The sequence below is a fragment of the Clostridium sp. genome (genome assembly GCF_050717535.1).
In the GTDB taxonomy this organism is placed as follows: Bacteria; Bacillota; Clostridia; order Clostridiales; family Clostridiaceae; genus Clostridium_AD.
In genome coordinates this window covers 1-22,285 of record NZ_JBOITM010000013.1, presented here as the reverse complement: position 1 = coordinate 22,285, position 22,285 = coordinate 1, and the positions used below count along the sequence as shown (strand labels likewise).

The following is a 22,285-nucleotide window of genomic DNA, read 5'->3' as shown; positions in this document are numbered from 1 at the left end:
AAATTTATCTCTTTGCTACAAAGGTAGATAAAACAACGATTTAGTGTTATAATTAAGCAAGGTTTAAATTATGGGATTTAAGAAATAATAAAGGAAAAATATAAGATAAGAGCCTTTAAAGGCTCTTATCTGCTTTGTAGGAGAAATATATGTTTAATAAAAAAAACAAAGAAAAAATAGCGGAGAATTTTATGCTTTATAAGCCGCTAAGAAAGATTGAAGAATGGGAAGCAAACGATGAGAAAGTAAAGCTGTTTTTTCATCATAACAAGCCAGTAGAAAAATTCATGAAATGGCTCATAAAAAAACCAAAGGTTACTGACTTAGAGCTTGATGAAATGGGGTCTATGGTTTGGCAAATGTCTGATGGCACAAACACTGTATATGACATAGCTTTAGCTATGATGGAAAAATTTCATGATACAGAGCAAAATACTATAGACAGATTAATTATGTTTGTAAGGTATTTATCTCGAATGGGATGGATTACTTTTGAAAAGTAAATATATATAGTTATTATGATGTAAGTTGATATTGTACCGGCCAAAACTGATTTAACATACTATGCTAATTTAGTAGATTAAGCTATTTAATTAAATTAATCTACTTTAATACAATAAATCGCATTATGCCTTAAACCACATTATGTGGGCTAAGCTACTGATGTAGAACATAAATGGAGGGAAACTAATATGGAATTAAATAAATTAATTGACGCTATGAAAGAGGATATTGTTAAGTCTACTCAAGAGGTTATAAGAATCAAGAGTATAGAAAGTGAACCAAAACCAGGAATGCCTTTTGGTGAGGGTGTAGCTAAAACATTAGAATGTGCTTTAAATACTGCAAAAAATTTAGGCTTTCATACAGTTAACTTAGATGGTTATGTTGGATATGCAGAATATGGACAAGGTGAAGATTATGTTTTGGCCTTAGGTCACTTAGATGTAGTTCCTGAAGGAGAAGGTTGGATGTACCCACCTTATGCTGCAGAAATTCATGATGGAAAAATGTATGGACGTGGAACTACAGATGATAAAGGACCAATAATGGCAACACTTTATGGATTAAAAGCAATTAAAGATGCAAAACTACCAGTTTCTAAAAGAATTAGAGTTTTATTTGGAACTAATGAAGAAACAGGAAGCAAGGAGCTTGACTATTATTTAGAAAGAGAAAAAGCACCAGTTGCTGGTTTTACACCAGATGCAGAGTATCCAATAATTAATGGCGAAAAAGGTATAACTACTTTCAATATTGTAAAAGATTTTAAAAATAAAAATCAGAGCGAAAACTATATAAAATATGTTAAGGGTGGCCAAGTATCTAATATAGTACCTGACTATTGTGAAGCAGGTATTGTGGCTAAAGACGCAAAAAATATTATTAATGCGTTAGATGCTTTTGCAAAAACTAAGAATTATAAGCTTTCAGCAGAAGTTAAAGATGGTATTGTAGTAATTAAATCTGTAGGAGAAGCAGCTCATGGAAGTACACCAGAACTTGGAGTGAATGCTATAATGCAATTATTCGCTTTCCTTGGAACTGTAGATTTTGGAACAAATGATGTGTCAAAACTTATAGAATTCTTAAATAAAAATATAGGTTTAGAAACACACGGAGAATCTTTTGGTGTTTGCCTTGAAGATGAGACTTCAGGAAAAATGTCGTTTAATGTTGGAGTTGTAAATATGGATGAAAATTCAGTTACAATAACTTTAAATTTAAGATATCCTGTAACAAATAAACTAGAAGATATGATGAATCCATTTAATAGTAAAATAGAAGGTACTGGAATAATAGTAGAGAAATTTGAGCATAAGGCACCATTATACTTTTCACCAGACAGCCCAATTATTAAAGCACTTCAAAAAGTTTACACTGAGCAAACTGGAGAAGAAGCTAAATTATTATCTATAGGTGGAGGAACTTATGCTAAAGAAATGCCTAATACTGTGGCATTTGGACCAATGTTTGCAGGAGAACCAGATACTATTCATAAAAAGAATGAGTATATTACAATTGATAATTTAATTAAAAATGCTAAAATATATGCTCATGCATTATATGAATTAGCAAAATAAGAAATAAATAACTTCTAGATATTTATCTTATTTCATAAGTGAAATATTTTAGTTAAGATTGAATAACTCTTAGGCCTATATCTTATAAAATAAGATATAGGCCTAAGTATTTTCAAAGGATTAAATTTTAAAAAACATTTAAAAGACAGTAAAAAAGCAAATTATAATTAATTTATATAAAAGCAATAGAATTAAAACAAATATAGATGTATAATTGAATATTATACTATTACTTATTCATAGATTATTTTGTGAATAAGTTAAACACCATAAAAAAATATTAAATATTTAGCGAGGGATAATTATGAAAATTAAAGAGATTAAAATGGGGAAAATTAATACTCCTTTAATACAACCATACAGAGTAGGGAAGAGATTCCTTACTTATTCTGATGAAATAGTTATAAAAATGATTACTGATACGGGGGAAATCGGATTTGGTAGTGCGGCACCAACACCTTCTATAACTGGTGAAACACAAAATTCAATTATTGGCGCAATAAATTATATTAAGCCTGAAATTTTAGGACTAGACATTGATAATCTTGAAGAAATTATGAAAGTAATTCATAATTCTATTCATGCAAATAATAGTGCGAAGGCTGCTATTGATATTGCTATATACGATTTACTTTGCAAGAAATATGGAATTCCGCTTTATAAATTTTTGGGTGGGTATAAAACTTCATTGACTACAGATCTTACAATAGCAAATGATTCTGTGGAAAATATGGTAGAAAAATCCTTAGAGGCTATAATGGCTGGTTATCTTTGCTTAAAAGTGAAAATTGGTAATGATCCAAGCCTTGATATAGAGAGAGTAAAAGCAGTGAGGAAAGCAGTAAGGCGGGGAATAAAGATAAGGGTGGATGCTAACCAAGGTTGGAGACCTAAACAAGCTGTAAGTATTATTAGAAAATTTGAAGATATGGGACTAGACATTGAGTTCGTTGAGCAACCGGTTAATGCATGGGATATAGATGGTTTAAAATATGTTACAGACAATGTTGATACAAAAATTCTTGCAGATGAAGCGGTGTTTGGACCAACAGATGTCTTTAAGATAATTGAAAGAAGAGCGGCAGATCTTATAAGCATAAAGCTTATGAAATGCGGTGGAATAAATAATGCAATAAAAATGTATAATATGGCAGAAAACATGGGTATAAGATGCATGATGGGATGCATGTTAGAAAGTAAAATGGGTATAACAGCAGCAGCTAGTTTTGCAGCATCAAAATCTAATTTAATTAAAGCGGACCTAGATACTATGTTGTTATTTGAGAAAGATTCAATAATTGGTGGGGCATCTGTGGTAGGCAATACAATAAGTATTAATGATTCCCCAGGCCTTGGTATTTCAGATATTATTGGATGGCAAGAGATTTTATAAATATAAGAATATAGATAATGAAAATACACAAGACTAGGCTACTATCTTGGTGTTTATTTAAAGATAAAGTGTATTAAAAAATATAGTGATGTAAATGGGGTAATAGTTTTGAATAATAATGAATATGATATGGATGCTAATCTATTACAAGTAGAGTTAAAAAAGCAGCTAGAGTTCAATATAGAACAAGAAAAACTGAAGGTTGATATTGAAATAATCAGTGAAGAAATTTTGAAATATATTGAAAAAAGAAAGGAAATCACTAAATATATTTTAGATTATAGGAAAAAGGTAATTGAAGACTATAGAGATGATGAGGATATGGTAATAGAATATTTTGATCATGAGATATATGTAAAGGAAGAAGCTTTCAGAACTATTGATAGAAGGCTTAAGGAATTGACTCAACTTAAAAGTTCTCCTTATTTTGGAAGAATTGATTTTTCAGAAGAAGACCTAGGTATTAATAAAATGTATATTGGAAGATTTGGAGTTACTCCGGACAATACTTATGAGCCATTAATAGTAGATTGGAGGGCTCCAATAGCATCCTTATTTTATACCGGAACTTTAGGAGAAGCTTTTTATGAGGCACCTAAAGAAAATATACAGGTAAATATTTTAGCAAAGAGACAATATATTATAAAAAAAGAAAAACTTATGGGTATGTTTGACTCAGCGCTAGATATAAAAGATGAGATACTTCAAATGGTGCTTAGCAGTAATGCTTCGGAAAAATTGAAAGATATAATAATGACCATACAAAAGGAACAAGACGATTTAATAAGACAACCAAGAACTAAAACAATAGTAGTAGATGGAGTTGCAGGCAGTGGAAAAACTACTATAGCTCTTCATAGGGTAGCATATTTACTTTATAATTACAGGAAAATACTTCAAGATAAGGTTTTAATATTGGGTCCTAACAATGTATTTATGGAATACATATCTACTGTACTCCCAAGCCTTGGAGAATCAGGAGTCAAACAAACAACCTTTAGAGACTTTGCTTTTGATTTTTTAGAGATGGATGAAGTAATGAGTCTAAAAGAATATATGGAAAAGGTTCTTAGTGGAGAACAGGAGTTTACAGAAGATATTAGGTATAAGAATTCTTTGCAATATAAAGACTTTCTAGATAAAGCGGTTGAAAAATTGGATGCAGATTACTTTAAAATAGAAGATTTAATGTTTATGAATGGTTTAATTCTATCCAAGGAAGACATAATCGAAATGTTTTATAATTATTATAAAACTATGCCATTATTTAGAAGAAGCAAGAAAATCAAAAGAATTATTTATTCTAAGATAAGAGATGCTAGAGATGAAAAAGTTAGATTTATACAAAAGGAATATGAAAAAACTGTAGCTGCCTTATCTGAGGAAGAGAAGAGCTTTAAAGTAAATGATTTAGAATTTAATAGGAAGCTTAATATACGAGAAGTTATTAAAGAAGTTATAAAGGTAAAAAGAAATCTTACCTGGCTTGAAAATGGAAATTGCGTTGATCTATACAATAAAATCAATGGGTATAAGACATTAACAGAAAATGATTTAGGTGGCATACTATATTTTAAAATTAAGCTTGAAGGAATAAAAATGTCTGAGGAAATAAAACATGTAGTGATAGATGAAGCACAAGATTATAATCTTCTTCAATTCCTGGTAATTAAGGAATTAACAAGGTGTTCATCCTTTACTATAGTTGGAGACAGTAATCAAAGAATTATTCCATATGAAGGCATACTCCCTATGCACGATTTGAAAAATATACTTCCACAATGTAATGTTCAGGAGTTTAAACTAAATACAAGTTATAGATCTACAGTAGAAATTATGCAGTATGCTAATAAATATTTGAGTACAGAGCCTATTGTTCCAATAGTAAGAAATGGTGAAACAGTAACGGAACAATTAATTGATAATCTTGATCAACTAAAAAGTTATATGGTACAAAAAATTGCAGATTTTAAAATTAAAAATTATGAAAATATTGCAATTATCTGCAAAGACATAAACGAAACAGAAAAAATCTACAAATTAATTAATGATATTGCTAATGTTAAAATTTTAAATAAAGAAACTGCAGTTTATCATAGTGGAGTGGTAGTGATTCCATCATACTTTGCTAAGGGTCTTGAGTTTGATGCGGTTATTATGGTGCTAGATCAGCCTAATATTGCAACAGATAGTAAGCAGACTCACTATAAGCAAGAGGATAAGCTTAGGTATGTTATGGCAACAAGAGCATTACATGAGCTTCATGTTGTTAAGAAAAGTTTGATTTAAATTGGACAGAAAAAAGAGTTAGGCAGTGAAAGGGGACGGGTAACAACTATCACCTTTAATTTTGGGTAATCATTAGGGAAATTAATGGGGACGGTTAACATTTAGTTTCATTTTTGTTTAGAAAAGACGAAAGATTAAAGCTTGAAAAGCATCAAAAGGCACAAAAGGGACGGGTAACAACTAGTTATTTTTAATTTGGTATAAGTTTTCTATGAAAGCTTGTACCTTTTTATAGTTAAAAATTATATTTATAACTTATTTTGTTGTTTTTTTGGAATAAACAAATAAAGATTGAATGCTTGTCCAATAAATTAAATAATATTAAAAAAATGGCCATGTCATTTTTAAAATTTTATTGAAACAAATTATTATTGACCATAAAATTCAATAAATTCCCCAATAATATTCTCGTATCTTTTGTCAGATATAATTAACTCAATTCCAATGTTACTTAAAGCTGATAATCTAGACTGTGTAATGTTTCCAAGAACACTGGATATATCGCTAAATTTGAAATTACAGAGACTTCTCATTAGTACAACTGTCAATGATCTTGCGACTACAAACTTTCTACTGTACTTCATATAAAGATGAAACTTTGATATATTCATCTTTGAGGCTATAAATTCAAGTACATCTTCTGAAGTGAAATTTCTTACTATAAGTTTCTTTCCACTTCTATATTCTGTTTTTTTATCTTGAAATTCAAATTCTTCTTTTAATTTTTCATCTGTGCATCCAAAAACATGGCTGTAGTAATTTTTCCTTGCTATGGCAATGTCATTACCAAAAAAGCCCATGACAAATCCGTAGTCAACTAATTTATAATGGTCTCTTCTTTTCCCAATATATATGCCTAAACTAGAAAATGCATATCTTTCAGGAGAATTTCTAAATTCACCTATATCAGTAGGATTATTATGTATATATAATGATACAGTCCTCAAGTATCTATCACTATCAACTATTTTGCTTTTGAATCTATCTTTAAAAAGAGGGCCTTCTCTTTTATACTTTTTGTTAAAATACATTGCATAAGAAGAATTTATTCCATGCATGACTTTGGATATATCTGCACCATTAGCATCAATTAATAGATGCGAATGGTTATCCATAAGACAGTACCCATAAATTTTAACGTTAAAGAGATTTTTGTACTTTTTTACAAGGGATAAATACATTTCTTTATCCGCATCATCCCTAAATAAATTTACCTCACTGATACTTTTACACATAATATGAAATATTGCGTAAGCTGATTTTAATCTTGCCATTCTTGCCATAAAAAACTACCTCTTTTCATAAATTTATCTTTAAATTTTTGCCCATATTTTGAGATGATAATCAATTTCATAAGCCAATAGTTAAAATAGTTGTTAACCGTCCCCGACTTTTCCCAACTTTTAAAATAAAATTATCATTACCGTGTTAGCTCATCCCAATTTTCAATGATTTCATTTAATTCTATTACTGTACTAGATTTATCTTCACTTTCTATGGAGCCTCGAAGCCGAGCTATATTTAAACTTATATTGTATATCTCATCTCGTTCAACACTAAATTGAATGCGAGGCATAATTTTTTTCCATGCAAAATCAATATTAGTGATATCTTTCTGAAGCATATCCCATTTTTCGGATTTTGCGTGAACTATAGATATATCCACAAAGGCAATTACATCCTCTGAAGAATTATGAGGCTTTTTTAAATAATTACCTCCTAGCATTAATAATACAAAGGCTGTTAAAGTAACTATTGGAATAGCGTATGATATAAATTTTTTCAAAATAAGCAACTCCTTTGTATTTTATTTATTATTTTCTTCTATACCATCTTCATAGAGATCTATATGTAAGCCACTTGTTGCATTATAGGTAGCTAAGAACACTTGAGAAGCATCGTTAATACCTTGGTTTTTTAATTTTGTCAGTAGCCACTTTTCACTCCTATTAATGATATCTAAGTTTTCCTGTAAAATAGAACCATCATAAATCACTTCAGTATCAATGCTAGCGGTGGCAGTTTTAATTTTTAAGTCTTTTGGGGTAACTGGATCATACTCAGGCTTTTTTAGGATGGATAATTGACCATCTTTTTCGAGTACTGCATAAGCGACTTGGTCTAAGTCAAAAATACCTTTATCTCTTAACTGTGATAAAAGGTCACCTATGGTGTAACGAAACTTTTTCATGGATTTTTCAAGTATTTTTCCGTTTGAAATAACAATTGTAGGTTGCCCATCTAAGTATTTTTCAGCAGTCTTTGATTTAAGAGTTATGAATTGTAAAATAAGACATAAGGAAGTCCAAGTAATTAATCCTACCCAATGTGGCCATGCGCTACTAGTTAAATCTGTTGTTAGAGTGGAGGCTGTGGATCCTATAGTGATACCAACTACATAATCAAAAAAAGTAAGTTGACTAACTTGCTGCTTGCCAAGAATACGGGTAAATATCAATAAAGTAAAAAATCCGATTATTCCTCTTACTAGTACTATTAGACCCTCGTTCATAGGAACACCTTCTTTCAATAATATTATTCCCAATTTTATCATTTGTATTAATTTTAAGGTTTTACCAATAACCACTACTAGTTATTGGTGTATAATAATAAAATATAAGTCGTAAATTAGCCAAGTAACTTGCAGATTGCCAATTAAATGGAAACAGTGTCGAAATGAGAACTAATTCTCATTTTGACACTTATATTCCATAATTTTTATCATTTTGAGAAAGAACTACATTAAGATGTGTATTATTGGCATAATTTTATTGGCATATATATTGCTGTAATATGTATTAGAGTAATTCTATGGAAAATACATAACGTTTACACGGATTTTAGATATGTAATGTAAAAATAAAAAACTAGGAGGAAATTTTTATGAAAACTAAAAAAAAATGGGGTCTAATTCCTAAACTAGCAATAGGAATATTTGTTGGAATTATTTTAGGATTAGTAGTTAATCAAAGTGTAATGGCTATAATAGGTACAATTAAAACATTACTAGGTTCATTAATTTTCTTTATTGTTCCGTTAGTTATATTTGGGTTTGTTACTCCAGCTATAGCGGGGTTAAAAGACAATGCTAGTAAGATGCTAGGTACGTTTCTAGGATTATCTTATTTATCTGCAGTTGGTGCATCAATTTTTTCAGCAATGGCAGGGTATACAATTATTCCTTTCTTGCACATATCCAACAAGGCAAATGTTTTAAAAGTGATGCCTAAACCAACTTTTGCATTAGATATACCTCCAGTTATGCCAGTAATGACAGCTTTAGTGTTGGCTATCTTAGTTGGACTTGCAGTAGTATGGACAAAATCAGAAACTATGGATAAATTATTAACTGAAATTCAAAGTATGATACTTTCTATTGTGACAAAAGTTGTAATACCAATTCTTCCGTTCTTTATCGCAACTACTTTTGCTGGACTTGCGTACACAGGAACTATTACAAAGCAACTTCCTGTATTTATCAAAATAGTTGGGATAGTAATTATAGGCCATTTAATTTGGCTTACAGTTCTTTATTTGATTGCTGGTGGACTATCAAAGAAAAATCCATGGGAAGTTGTTAAACATTATGGACCTGCATATCTTACTGCAATGGGTACTATGTCTAGTGCTGCAACACTGCCGGTGGCTTTAGAATGTGCACACAAATCGAAAGTATTGCCAAAACAAGTTGTTAATTTTGCCATACCTTTAGGTGCAACAACACATCTGTGTGGATCTGTTCTTACAGAAACGTTCTTTTGTATGGCAATTTCTCAAATGTTATATGGTCATCTTCCTGCACTTGGAACAATTTTAATTTTTTCACTTTTATTTGGAATATTTGCAGTAGGTGCTCCTGGAGTTCCAGGTGGAACAGTAATGGCATCCCTTGCCATTGTAATTAGTGTGTTAGGATTTAATAATGATGGAGTGGGACTACTTATTGCGATATTTGCAATTCAAGATAGCTTTGGAACAGCTTGTAATATAACTGGGGACGGTGCACTTGCGCTTATGCTCAGAGGGATTTTCTTTGATAAAGATGGAAATTCTAAAAAAAGTAAAGTAGCTAAGTCTGTTAAGGCAGCATAAGCATTTTAAATCATATTAATAAATAATCAATCAAGATAAGTACAGTATATTTCGAGATGATAATCAAATTTTAAGCTAATAGTTTAAATAGTTGTTAACCGTCCCCAACTTTTTTACAAAAATTAATCTATAAATATGATATAATAATCTAAGTATATGTAAAAAACAAAAGGATGATAAACATGGATTTGATGAAAATTGTTGCAAATGTTCAGAAAATTTCTGAAGCAATATCAAGTGTTATAGGAGTAGATGTGACCGTTGTAGACAATAATTACAGTAGGATAGCAGGTACCGGAAGGTATAGAGATTGTATTTCCGAAAAAGTGAATGAAAAATCTGTTTTTGGATTTGCACTAACACAGGGAGAAAGCTTTATTATTGAAAATCCTAGAAAACATGTTGCCTGTTTACAGTGTGAGAATGTAAAAAATTGCAAAGAATTTGCTGAGGTTTGTTGCCCAATTCATGTAGGCAATGAAACTGTTGGAGTTATTGGGCTTATTGCCTTTGAAGAAGTACAACGGGATGCTATTATAAGTAATAAAGAAAACCTTATGAATTTCTTGAATAGAATGGCAGATTTGATATCATCAAAGCTATTAGAAGAAGAAAATACAGAACAAATAAAGCTTTTGGCAAGTGAACTTGAGATAGTACTTGATTCTGTAGATAAAGGGATTATAGCAGCGGATCATGTAGGAAATATACTTCATTATAACACCAAAGCATTAGATCTATTTAATCTTAATGGAAACCAAATTTTAAATACTAATATAAAAAATCTTATTGGTAGCTTTAATTTTGATGTTCTTATTGAAAAGCATAAAAACATAAGTAACAAAGAATTTACGTATAAGAGTAGTAATCATCATTTTAGAGGGGTTTTTGACGCAAAACCCATTAGTATTGGGGACAAAAGCTTTGGAATAGTATGTGCATTTAGTAATATTTCAGATTTGCTAAAAACAGTAAATAACATGACTACAGGTACTATGGTTACTTCTTTTGATAGTATTATAGGCAGTAGCTATTGCTTAGAACAGGTAAAAGAAGAAGCAAAAAAAGCATCAAAATCCATTTCAACAGTACTTATTCAGGGAGAGAGTGGAACGGGAAAAGAACTATTTGCAAGGGCTGTTCACTTTAATAGTAATAGAGCGAAGAGACCTTTTATTGCCATAAACTGTGCTGCTATTCCAGAGCAACTTCTAGAAAGTGAGTTTTTTGGATATGAAGATGGCGCATTTACAGGAGCAAGGAGAGGCGGTAAGGCAGGAAAATTTGAATTAGCTAATAAGGGAACAATATTTTTGGATGAAATTGGAGATATGCCAATTCATCTTCAAACTAAACTTTTAAGGGTAGCACAGGAATACACTATTGAGAAGATTGGTGGAAAAGAAGCTATTCCTATAGATGTAAGGATTATTGCAGCTACTAATAAAGATTTAGAAAAAAAAGTTCTAGAAGGAGAGTTTAGACAGGATTTGTTTTATAGATTAAATGTAATTCCGCTTAATATACCTCCACTTAGAGATAGAAAAGAAGATATAGTAGTTCTTATGGATTATCTTTTGGATAAGTGCAATATTAAGCTAGAAAAGCATATAAACAAAATAGAGGATGATGTCCTAGAAGTTTTTATGAATTATCAATGGCCGGGCAATGTACGTGAACTTGAAAATACTATAGAATATGCAGTAAATATGTGTGGTAGTTCTGTTATAAGATGCATTGACTTGCCAAAGAGGCTTAAGGTTTCAGAAAATATGGCAATTAGTCATGAAGCAATAGGCATTGTACCTATTAAAGAATTAGAAAAAAAAGAAATACAAAAGGCACTGGAACACTTTGGGCACAGTAAACAAGCAATTACAAAGGCAGCTGAGGCTCTGGAATTAAGTAGAGCAACATTATATCGAAAAATTAAAGAATATCAAATCAAACAGTATCAAAATGAGAATTAAATATCATTTTGATACTGTTTTTTCTTGTTTTCTATCATTTTGAGAAAACAAGTATCTGTATGGCTATTATTCTTTTGATTTTATTGGCATGATTATTGCTCTATAAAATAGTAGATATATAAAAGATATTCAGAATAACTACATATATTTTCAAATATTTGATTATATAATGAGATGGTATGGTAGGTATCTTCAAAAAATAGCTAATTATTAGCATAGCTTGTTTTATTTATAATAGATTAACAAAATTTACTGAGGGAGTGATTTTATGAAATTAAGAAATCTTATAGTTCAGACATTGAAGGAAGAAGTGGTTCCGGCCATGGGATGTACAGAGCCAGTAGCGGTTGCACTTGCATGTGCGAAGGCTAAAGAATTAATGACTTATAATTATATAGAAAGCGCAGAAATTTTTGTAAGCGCTAACATATATAAAAATGGATTGTCAGTGGGCATACCCAATACTAAGGAAGTTGGGCTTTATATTGCAGCAGCACTTGGTTTTATTGGTGGAAAAAGTGAAAATAAGTTAAATGTATTAGAAGGAATTAATGAAAGACAAGTTATGCTTGCTAAAGAACTTTTGCATAGTGGAAAATTATCCTTGGATATTAAAGATACTGAAGAAAAAATTTATGTAGAGGTAAATCTTGTGACAGATAAGGGCAGTTGCAGTGTAATTATAAGTGGTAAGCATGATAGATTTGTTTATATTGAAAGCCTGGGAAAAATTCTTGTAGATTTAACAAAAGAGGATAAAACAAGTAATACGGGGAAAAACATTTTATATAGCATGAAGATAAGAGAAATTATAAGCGAAATTGAGAAAATTCCCCATGAAGATATTGCTTTTATGTTAGATGGAGTGTTAATGAATGAGGCTATAGCCAAGGTTGGTTTGGAGAGCAAAATGGGCATGGGAGTTGGATTTGGTCTTAAGAAAAGTGTAGAGCAAGGGTTTCTTTCAGAGGACTTAATGGTTTCTGCAATGCTATTAACGGCAGGTGCCAGTGATGCAAGAATGTCAGGAATAAATTTATCTGTTATGAGTAGTAATGGAAGTGGAAACAACGGTCTTACAGCAATTTTGCCTATAGTAGCATATAAGAATAAATTTAATGTGACAGATGAAAAACTTGCTAAAGCAGTTGCTATAAGTCACATTGTTAACAGCTATGTTAAATATTATATAGGTAGGTTATCATCACTTTGTGCTTGTGGTGTTGCTGCTGGTACTGGTTCAGGTGTAGCTATAGCATGGCTTATGGGTGCAAGTTATGATCAAATAGATGGAGTTATAGTTAATACTATTGCAAACACTAGCGGTATGATATGTGATGGTGCTAAGTTAGGTTGTGCATTAAAGCTTTCAACCTCTGCATCAGTTGCAGTACAATCTGCAATCTTGGCTATCAATAATTGTATTGTACCAGCAAGAAACGGTATTGTTGCAGAAACAGCAGAAGAAACAATTATGAATTTAGGAGTTTTATCTTCAGAGGGTATGAGTGTTGCTGATACTGTAATATTAGAAACTATGAGGAAAATGCAAACAAAGCATAAAAGTATGATAACAAAGGAAAATCCAAAAACATATTTGAAGAAAAAAGGTGTTATTGCATAAATTCCATTTTAATAAATAATGAGGTAGTAATTATTATATTCCCGATTTTATAAAAAAAAAATTTATGAAAAACATAATTTACTATTGAATTTTATTTTAATTCTGATATAATGAAATCAATAAGTGGTTATTAAACGTATTCAAATTTTTATATAAATCTATATTTCTGGGATATTCGTGAAGCTCTTATTTTCAACCTACAATATTTATACGGGAGTTCAAGATCTAGGTGCATATTAGACCTATAAGTCCAATGTTTAAGTGGCAAGGACTGCTAAACACCTCTGAGGACACCCACCTATCATAAAGATAGGTGTAAAAATTAGGGCAACGGTACCTTGGATTATAAATTTAAATTTTAAAATTTTGGTTCGTTTATGAAAGAGATAGAAATATCTCTTTTTTTTATTTATAAAAATAATTAAAAATAAGTATTAGTTAATAATTAAACTCAATTTAACTTATACTTAATTAAGTGGGCAATTGGAGGGGGAAGGTTAACAACTAATTGAACTAAATAAACTAATTTAATTTAATTTGTTGGGAACGGATAATAATTATTTGTGATTGCTTTTTTATGGTATAATTAGAATTGGTTTAAATTAATAAGGTGTTTTCAAAAGATAGCCATATGATTAACTATTTTTTTAAAATGTCCAATATAGAGGTGTGATTTTATGAAAGAAGATAAAATTCTTCAAATGATAGATAGTAATCCAGTTATTATAAAAAACATTGAAAATCCAAGTGATGAAATGAAGTTTAGGGCTATAAAAAAAGATGGAATAATGATAAGGTATATAAAAAATCCTACAAAAGAAATGCAGGATATGGCAGTAAAAAACAATGCCATGGCCATTGAATTTATAGATAGCCCAACTTACGATATGAAGAAGTATGTTGTATCGAAAGTTTGGAATGCACTAGAGTTTATTGAAAATCCTACAGAGGAATTGATAAAGGTTGGTATTGCGCAAAAGGGTTATGCTATAAAATATGCTAAAAATCCCAGCGCTATATTACAGAAATTAGCCATAGAAAAAGATTATGATTCAATAAAGTATATAGATAATCCAATTGAAAAAATACAATTTTTAGCTATAGAAAAAAAATATGATGCCTTAAGATATATAGATAATGCAACATTAAGTTCAGAAATATTGGCTATTACTGAAAATGAAGGTGCTATTAAGTTTATTTCAGACATAGATGAAAATAAAAAAATAATATTTTTAAAGCACAATGCCCTAGTAATGAAATATTTTATTAATGATCTGTCAATAGATGCTATAGAGGTTGCCTTTAAAGAAGTATTATCTAAAGAGGATGTCACTGAGAAATATGTACGTGATTTTATAAATTGTGAAAGCATAAACGAAAAATATGGGAATATATCAATGGATAAAACCATTTTTATTTATAAATATGGTAGTAAACGATGTAAAAAAATAGCAGTTGATGAAAAACTGAAGCTGATGTAAGAGGAGATAAATTATGAATTTCAAGGATACTTTGCAAAGTGTAGAACTTGTTATAGAAACGAATGAAGTGCCAATAGTTGTAGGAGAAAGTGGAATAGGGAAAACTGCCTTGGCTAAAGAACTTGCAAAAAAAAGAGGCTGGAGCTTAGTTGTTATAGATGGTAACCTTTTAAAAGAAGGGGAAATAGGTGGTCTCCCAACAGTTGAGGACTATAATTTTGTGGATGCTACAGGTATGGTTATTAGTAAAAAAAGTACTGTTTATGCTATTCATACAAAGCTACAGGAAATAGATAATTTGATAAGGGATGGTAAAGAAGTTTTTTTATTTATTGATGAAATAAATCGTTGTGAGCATACTGTGCAACAAGAGCTTATGAATCTTATACTGAATAGAGATATAAATGGTTATAAACTTGATGATAAAGTGAAAATTTTAGCTGCGATGAATCCTTCCGGTAAATACGGTGATGATGTTGATTACCAAGTGGTTGATATGGATTCAGCACAAGAAAATAGATTTGTTTGGCTTGATATGGAAAGTGATTCAAAAGCTTGGCTTTCCTGGGCTATAGAAAATAATTTGGAGCAAAAGGTTATAGAGTTTATATCTACCTTCCCAGAATACTTACAGAGCACACTAAAGGATGAGCAAATAAGAGCGACTCCTAGGAGTTTTGAGAGAGTATCTAAAACCTATAAAATATATAAAAAAGATAAAAATAAAATTCCTAAAAGAATACTTTTAAATATTATAAAAGGAAATTTAGGGGATAGAATTGCTCATGAATTTATGGCTTTTGCGCAGGAGAATAATGAACCATTAATTTCTTATGAAGAGGTGTTTTCACATTCAGAGTTATCACAAGAGGTAATAGCAAGAGTAAAAAGTGAAAGTCATACCAGATTATATTTGATTGCTAAGAATATTTTACATACCTTAAATAAAAAAGAAATTTTGAATATTGATATAAAGAGATTTGTAGAATTTTTGAAAATTTATCCTGTGGATTTAGGTATAGGAATTATGCAGGATATTAAAGAGAGTTATACTGGGGTTTATAAATTATGTTTGGAAAATGAAGCTTTCATTGAAATGTATTTTAAGGCTTATAATGAAATAAAAGGCTAGGTGATAGTATGGGAAAAATATTTGAAAGCCTTAAAAGCTCACTTTATGATGAGATTTCTAATGTGAAAATTAATGATGATATGCCAAGGAATTTTAATGAAGATTTTTTGAAACTTGTTACCATGGTTAATTTTATGCTTATAGAAGATAATGAAAACTTTTATGGCTATTTTCTTCTTCAAATGTCTAGAGAGATAAAATATGATATAAGTTCACCTACAGCTGTGAATTTCAAACTATCTAAATATGTAATTTACTTTAATCCTTATATTTTTTTGAATCTTACAGGGGATCAAATGAAAAGTACTATTAAACACGAAATTTATCACATACTATCTTTTCATTTAAACCGTGCGAGAGTGCTTAAGGTAGAATATAGTACTTTGGCTATTAATTTGGCAATGGATATAGTGGTGAATCAGCATTTAAAGGATCTTCCTCATTTTGCTACAACTTTAGATAGTATAAATTTTAAGTATAGTTTAAAAATGGAACCTTATATGGCCATGGAATATTATACTGATAAAATTCAAATGGCTCTAAATTTATTAGAGGAAAAAGATGATAGTGAGCAAGATGATTCTAAGGACTCTCACATAGAAAAAGAATATGATGCTTCTAAAACTCATGATATGTGGGAAGAATCTACAGAAATGGATGAGGATACACTTAAAAACTTTACAGAAAAATTTGTGAAACTATCAGATAAGGGTGCAGTTCCTCTTTATTTGGAGGGCATGCTTAAAGGACTTTCAGGTAAGAAAGGTGAAATTCCATGGAATATGTATCTTAAAAAAATGATGGGAACACTGGAAGGTGACACAAAAAAGACCATTACAAGAAGAAGTAGACGTCAACCTAATAGACTAGATTTAAGAGGACAACTTAGAGGGCATACAGCTAGAATTACCTTGGCTATAGATATAAGTGGTAGCATAAGTGATGAGGAATTTCATGGAGCAATAAAAGAAGTTTTTAATATTGTAAAAACTTATAAACATGAAATAACATTAATCGAATGTGATACAGAAATAAGACAAGTATACAAGGTAAAATCCATAAATAGTGTACGTAAGCGTTCCATTGCAGGGGGAGGTACAAAGTTTACACCGGTTTTTGATTATGTAAATAATACGGATACAAATATATTAATATATTTTACAGATGGTAAAGGTGAAGTAGACCTAGGTGTAACACCAAAAGGTTATAAAACCTTGTGGGTTATATCAGGACGTGGAGATAAACTTTCATTAAGGCAGCCAATTGGCACAGTAAGAAGATTAAAACCTGTAGAAATAAAACAGGACACTGAGGACAGACTAGATGTAATGGTAGATGGTTTTTCTGGAAATAATCATGAACCGATAATCTAATAAAAATAAAATTGGGCATAAAACCGACATCCTTTTAGGAAAATGGTTTTATGCCTTATTATACTTTAAGCTTTTTTAGCTTTCTTTAAATCATCAAAAGTATGTTTCAAAATTATTAATGCAAATATAAGTGTTATAGCATTGGCTATTGATACAGATGCTTGTTTGGTAGCAATGCCGTATACAAGCCATAAGAAAACTCCTATGGTAAACATAAGGTACATGCTAAAGGAAATTCCTGAAGTATTTTTAGTTTTTATTACTTTAATTGCTTGTGGTAAAAAAGAAAGTGTTGTAAAAGCTGCGGCTATAAACCCAATTGTTGTAATCATTGTTTTCCCCCCAAAAATATAAAAAATTATTTGCAATTTCAGTATAACAGTTCTAAAGCCATTTTTGTTGGATTATTGCATTAAAGTTATCAATTTGAATATTCTAAATCTCATAGGCGATAAGATTATCCCATTGTTTATAGCAATTACGCATAGGCATATGAAGGTAAATATATGAAACTGGGATTTATAAAATTCCTAGCTTTATTTTAAAAGAAAAGATATAATTAAAGTGTTCATGGGGTAAAATTAAATCATGAATAATCAAATAAGTTAAAGGCGGATATATATGAGAAATTTAAAGATTATATTAGCATATGATGGAAGTAGATATAAAGGTTGGCAAAAACAACAGGATAATGACTTAACGGTGCAAGGTAAAATTCAAAGTGTATTATCTAAAATGGTAGGTGAAGATATAGAGGTTGAAGGTTGTGCGCGAACTGATGTCGGGGTACATGCTGAAAATTATACGGCAAACTTTCACATTAATTCTGATTTAAGTGATGAAACGATTTTGGAGTATCTTTATGAATTTTTACCAGATGATATAACAGTGAAATCTATGGTGGAAGCAAGCGAAAGGTTTCATGCTGGATTTAACATAAAGTCAATTACTTATGTGTATAAGATTAATATTAATGAGTTTAGAAATGTATTTAATAGAAAATATGTGTATCACAGTGAGGCTAATTTAAATTTAGAAAAAATGAGAATTGCAGCTGAAATTTTAGTTGGATGTCATGATTTTCAAGGGTTTGCTACTGTAACAGATAACAATAATAAATCCACTACTAAAACTATTAATTATATAAATATAACAGATAAAAATGGAATGGTTGAGATGGAGATTAATGCTGATGATTTCTTATGGAATATGGTAAGGATTATTATAGCCAGTCTTTTAGATATAGGCGAAGGTAAGCTTGAGGTAGAAGACATAGAAACACTATTAACTGAAAAAACAGAGTCAAAATATACTTTAATGGCTAAATCAAAAGGGCTATCACTTAGAAATGTTGAATATTAATAAAAACAAGAAAGTGAATTCAATCACTTTCTTATTTTTATATTTTAATTATTTAGTTAGTGTATTGTCTATTTAACTACTACTAGCTCATATTCGTCAGTTCCGATGCCAATAGCTTTTGCGTGGTCTAATCCGACTTTCCAATTTGTATCTGGATGTACATGAGAAAATTTATCTTGTCCTTCATGATAATGTCTATCAGAGAGCTCTGTTGAAGTTAATGCAGTTGCATTGTTAACCATATCAACACAGGCTTTATCTAAGGCTACTGGGTCAAAGGAAGCAGCCATACCTATATCTGGAACAATTGCTACATCGTTTTCTGGTGAACAATCACAATTAGGGGAAACGTTCATTATAAAGCTAATATGAAAATTTGGTTTGTCTTTAATAACGGCATAAGTATATTCTGCAATTTTTTCATTAGCACTATCAGCAGATTCATTCCATTTTATTGTTGCTGAGTCAAAACGACATACTGCAACACATTGGCCACAACCAATGCATTTATCATAATCTATGGTTGCTTTTTTATTTTCATCAAAGGAAATTGCTTCATGTAGGCAATTCTTAATGCACATTCCACAACTTACACAGTTCTTTTTTTTCATAAAAGGCTTAGAGGCAGAATGCATTTCAAGTTTGCCTCCAACAGAACCGCAGCCCATGCCTAAGTTCTTGAGTGTTCCACCAAATCCGGTCATTTCATGACCTTTAAAGTGAGTCATAGAAATAATTATGTCTGAATCAGCAATGGCTGAACCTATTTTAGCAGTTTTGCAATGCTTTTGGTTGATGGGAATTTCTCTATAATCTCCACCCTTGAGTCCATCTGCTATTATTAAGTTACAACCAACAGAAATAGGATTAAAACCATTTTCCATAGCAGCTTCAATATGGTCTATAGCATTATGTCTTCTTCCAGAATATAAGGTGTTTGAATCTGTAAGAAAAGGCTTACCACCAAGTTCTTTAATAAGTTTAACAACACTGGCAGCATAGTTTGGTCTTATGTAGGAAAGATTTCCTGGTTCTCCAAAATGAATTTTTACAGCTACAAATTTATCTTTAAAATCGATGTTTTTAATACCAGCCTCTACCACAAGTTTTTGAAGCTTATCTAATAGATTACAGCCCGGTCTTGTTCTTAAGTTTGTAAAATATACCTTTGATTTGTTCATTTGCGTGCCTCCTATAATTTATATCTAATTTATTTTTTGTAATACTATAATTATAGCATATTATGGCAATATAGTTAGGTATTTTTATTGCATATGATTTATTGTAAAAATTGCCAATAGTAAAAGCCATATCAAATGAGAAATATTTATTATAATATAAATTCCAGAAATAATATTAATAATAATGTTAGATTGTTTTAATTGAGTTTCATTTGCCTTTTTCATTCTGATGTATATATATAATAATAGCACTGCAGGTAGCACAATTTTCAATATAAAACTAGCAGATAAACTTTGAACTGCATTTGCCATCAAGAAGTTTGCCTCCATAAATAAACCTGTAGAAACAAGTAAAGTAGTAAATAATATGTCTGTCACATTCAACAGGTATAAGATTAAAAGCTTGTATTTTACATTTTCAAATGTGTAGGTTTTTATAAAAAGAATCAATGTAGACACCTCCATTGAAAGCGTATTATATCCTAGCAAAAGCAAGAATATAATATTATATGCTATGAATGTTTATTTTTATGTGCATATGTGCCTAGTATTTGCATATAAACAATAAATATACATCATCTTGAAGGTGATCGTTAAGAAAGGGTTAATAATATTTAACAAGTCAATGATTTAATGCATGAGTGTTTTTTATCCTGTGAGATAATATGCATTGCAGAAAGAAGTGACATAATGGATAAGAAAAAAGTGCTAAGTAACAAAAAAATGCTCATTATAAAATATGAGCATTTTTATTGTTTAAATAGTAATTAAAGGTTAAATGAAAATTTTTTTTATTGTCTGATTTTATATAATTTAGCTAGTTTATCAAAAGCTGGTAGAGAATTCTGTATTTTATCATAAGCGATGCAGTAAGATAATCGTGCATGGCCCGGACATCCAAATGCTGATCCTGGTACTAATAATAGTTTAAATTCTTTTGCATCTTGGCAGAATTTTTTATCATCTGCTATTGGTGTTTTAATAAATAAATAAAATGCGCCTTTTGGTTTTACACATTTAAACCCTATTTTTATAAGATGATTGTATAAAATATCCCTGTTACGCTTATAGATACTTACATCGACTTCCGCATCCAGGCAGTTTGCAATAACCCTCTGGAAAAGTGATGGTGCATTTACAAAGCCCAAAATCCTGTTGGCAACATTTAATGATTTCATTATTTCGTCAAAGGAATCCATATTTGAATTTGAAACTACATACCCTATTCTTTCACCAGGTAGTGATAATGATTTACTATATGAATATCCAATAAATGAATTTTTATAGTATTTTATAATATATGGAACAAGTGCATTATCGTAAACTATTTCTCTATAAGGCTCATCAGATATTAGATATATGCTTGTACCTAGTTCATCTTGTTTTTCGCAGAGTAATTTTGCTAAATCTTGTATAACCTTTTCAGAATAAATAATACCTGTGGGATTGTTTGGAGAATTTATAATAATTGCCTTTGTTTTGCTATTTATTGAATTTTTTAATACCTGCATATCAGGTTCAAAGGTATCCATATCCGTAGAAACAACTACAAGTTTACCATCAAAATTATTTACATAGTTTCTGTATTCACCAAAAAATGGTGCAAAAACGATAACTTCATCCTCTGGGTTAAGTAATGTTTTGAGTATTATATTTAAGCCACCAGCTGCTCCACAGGTCATAACTATGTTATCCAGTGAAATATTTACATCATGTTTCTTGTTTATAAATTCAGCTATTTTGGATCTAACATCTTCATATCCAGAATTATTCATATAACCATGTACAAGTTTAGGAGCAGTTTCGTTTAATATTTTATTGATTTCAGTTTTAATAATATCAGGTGGTGCAACACTTGGATTACCTATGCTGTAGTCAAAAACATTTTCTTCACCATAAATACCAGATAATCTTTTGCCTTCCTCAAACATAGCTCTTATTATAGAACTATTAGCTACCAAATCTTTCATCTTGTTAGATATCATTTTAAAAGTCCCCTTTTTCATTTTTGTCATATGGTTAAAATTTAATCTAGTTCTATCTTTAATAATACCACAGTTTCAAACGTTTACATACAAGATGTAACTTAAAGGATGAATTAGGTGAATAATTATAAAAAAGCGACTAAATCAGTTGATTTTTTGTATTAATAATATTATACTTATGAAATAAGTATATGACTCAAACTTCGCACAAGTAAAACTCGCATAAAACCTTGATATATAAACGTTTAAAAGCATTAATAAGTATAAAAATCCTCTTAAAAATGATATAATGTAAGTAACAACAAATACATAAACATCA

18 protein-coding genes and 1 other RNA gene are annotated in these 22,285 nt (G+C 30.2%); 12 read left to right on the top strand and 7 right to left on the bottom strand.

The genetic code is table 11. The features are described from left to right. The first annotated feature begins 149 nt into the window (after positions 1-149). The 4 genes from ACREVU_RS02940 to ACREVU_RS02925 all read left to right on the top strand — a co-directional run bounded on the left by ACREVU_RS02940 (position 150) and on the right by ACREVU_RS02925 (position 5,766). On the top strand, positions 150-503 hold the full coding sequence (locus tag ACREVU_RS02940) for a PqqD family protein (RefSeq protein ID WP_431550129.1): 354 nt from the start codon (positions 150-152) through the stop codon (positions 501-503). 189 nt (positions 504-692) lie between these two features. Then, entirely contained in the window at positions 693-2,084 is a 1,392-nt protein-coding gene (gene pepV / locus ACREVU_RS02935; RefSeq protein ID WP_431550128.1) for a dipeptidase PepV, read from the top strand. Between the two features lie 304 nt (positions 2,085-2,388). Continuing rightward, entirely contained in the window at positions 2,389-3,477 is a 1,089-nt protein-coding gene (locus tag ACREVU_RS02930; protein ID WP_431550127.1) for a dipeptide epimerase, read from the top strand. 129 nt (positions 3,478-3,606) lie between these two features. After that, entirely contained in the window at positions 3,607-5,766 is a 2,160-nt protein-coding gene (locus ACREVU_RS02925) for a HelD family protein (RefSeq protein WP_431550142.1), read from the top strand. A gap of 368 nt (positions 5,767-6,134) precedes the next feature. Here ACREVU_RS02925 and ACREVU_RS02920 read toward each other — a convergent pair whose 3' ends face one another. The 3 genes from ACREVU_RS02920 to ACREVU_RS02910 form a co-directional block, all read right to left on the bottom strand. Next, on the bottom strand, positions 6,135-7,049 hold the full coding sequence (locus ACREVU_RS02920) for a transposase (RefSeq protein WP_431550126.1): 915 nt from the start codon (positions 7,047-7,049) through the stop codon (positions 6,135-6,137). A 137-nt stretch (positions 7,050-7,186) separates the two neighbouring features. Continuing rightward, positions 7,187-7,552: a DUF4363 family protein gene (locus tag ACREVU_RS02915; RefSeq protein ID WP_431550125.1), complete on the bottom strand. Its 366-nt coding sequence runs from the start codon at positions 7,550-7,552 to the stop codon at positions 7,187-7,189. A gap of 21 nt (positions 7,553-7,573) precedes the next feature. After that, positions 7,574-8,278 carry a DUF421 domain-containing protein gene (locus ACREVU_RS02910; protein ID WP_431550141.1) on the bottom strand — a complete coding sequence of 235 codons (705 nt, stop codon included), beginning with the start codon at positions 8,276-8,278 and terminating at the stop codon, positions 7,574-7,576. A gap of 371 nt (positions 8,279-8,649) precedes the next feature. Here ACREVU_RS02910 and ACREVU_RS02905 point away from each other — a divergent pair, with 371 nt between their 5' ends. The 7 genes from ACREVU_RS02905 (at position 8,650) to ACREVU_RS02875 (ending at position 17,438) form a co-directional block, all read left to right on the top strand. Then, positions 8,650-9,858 carry a dicarboxylate/amino acid:cation symporter gene (locus ACREVU_RS02905; RefSeq protein ID WP_431550124.1) on the top strand — a complete coding sequence of 403 codons (1,209 nt, stop codon included), beginning with the start codon at positions 8,650-8,652 and terminating at the stop codon, positions 9,856-9,858. 182 nt (positions 9,859-10,040) lie between these two features. Continuing rightward, the gene (locus tag ACREVU_RS02900; RefSeq protein ID WP_431550123.1) at positions 10,041-11,828 is read left to right on the top strand and encodes a sigma-54-dependent Fis family transcriptional regulator; all 1,788 of its coding nucleotides are present in this window, start codon (positions 10,041-10,043) and stop codon (positions 11,826-11,828) included. Between the two features lie 268 nt (positions 11,829-12,096). Further along, positions 12,097-13,452 carry an L-cysteine desulfidase family protein gene (locus tag ACREVU_RS02895; RefSeq protein ID WP_431550122.1) on the top strand — a complete coding sequence of 452 codons (1,356 nt, stop codon included), beginning with the start codon at positions 12,097-12,099 and terminating at the stop codon, positions 13,450-13,452. A gap of 160 nt (positions 13,453-13,612) precedes the next feature. Next, positions 13,613-13,801: non-coding RNA, 6S RNA (ssrS, locus tag ACREVU_RS02890), on the top strand. Between the two features lie 328 nt (positions 13,802-14,129). After that, a complete protein-coding gene (locus ACREVU_RS02885; protein WP_431550121.1) occupies positions 14,130-14,933 on the top strand; it encodes a hypothetical protein in 804 nt (267 codons plus the stop codon). A 13-nt stretch (positions 14,934-14,946) separates the two neighbouring features. After that, on the top strand, positions 14,947-16,065 hold the full coding sequence (locus tag ACREVU_RS02880; RefSeq protein ID WP_431550120.1) for an ATP-binding protein: 1,119 nt from the start codon (positions 14,947-14,949) through the stop codon (positions 16,063-16,065). Positions 16,066-16,073: 8 nt separating this feature from the next. Beyond that, entirely contained in the window at positions 16,074-17,438 is a 1,365-nt protein-coding gene (locus ACREVU_RS02875) for a vWA domain-containing protein (protein ID WP_431550119.1), read from the top strand. 65 nt (positions 17,439-17,503) lie between these two features. Here ACREVU_RS02875 and ACREVU_RS02870 read toward each other — a convergent pair whose 3' ends face one another. Next, a complete protein-coding gene (locus tag ACREVU_RS02870) occupies positions 17,504-17,770 on the bottom strand; it encodes a SemiSWEET transporter (protein ID WP_431550118.1) in 267 nt (88 codons plus the stop codon). Between the two features lie 289 nt (positions 17,771-18,059). Here ACREVU_RS02870 and truA point away from each other — a divergent pair, with 289 nt between their 5' ends. Then, entirely contained in the window at positions 18,060-18,800 is a 741-nt protein-coding gene (truA, locus tag ACREVU_RS02865; protein ID WP_431550117.1) for a tRNA pseudouridine(38-40) synthase TruA, read from the top strand. Positions 18,801-18,868: 68 nt separating this feature from the next. Here truA and ACREVU_RS02860 read toward each other — a convergent pair whose 3' ends face one another. The 3 genes from ACREVU_RS02860 to ACREVU_RS02850 all read right to left on the bottom strand — a co-directional run bounded on the left by ACREVU_RS02860 (position 18,869) and on the right by ACREVU_RS02850 (position 21,966). After that, positions 18,869-19,981, bottom strand: a complete 1,113-nt coding sequence (locus ACREVU_RS02860) for a DUF362 domain-containing protein (RefSeq protein WP_431550116.1) — start codon at positions 19,979-19,981, stop codon at positions 18,869-18,871. An 84-nt stretch (positions 19,982-20,065) separates the two neighbouring features. Next, entirely contained in the window at positions 20,066-20,431 is a 366-nt protein-coding gene (locus ACREVU_RS02855) for a DUF5658 family protein (RefSeq protein ID WP_431550115.1), read from the bottom strand. A gap of 341 nt (positions 20,432-20,772) precedes the next feature. Beyond that, a complete protein-coding gene (locus ACREVU_RS02850) occupies positions 20,773-21,966 on the bottom strand; it encodes a pyridoxal phosphate-dependent aminotransferase (RefSeq protein ID WP_431550114.1) in 1,194 nt (397 codons plus the stop codon). Positions 21,967-22,285 lie beyond the last annotated feature (319 nt).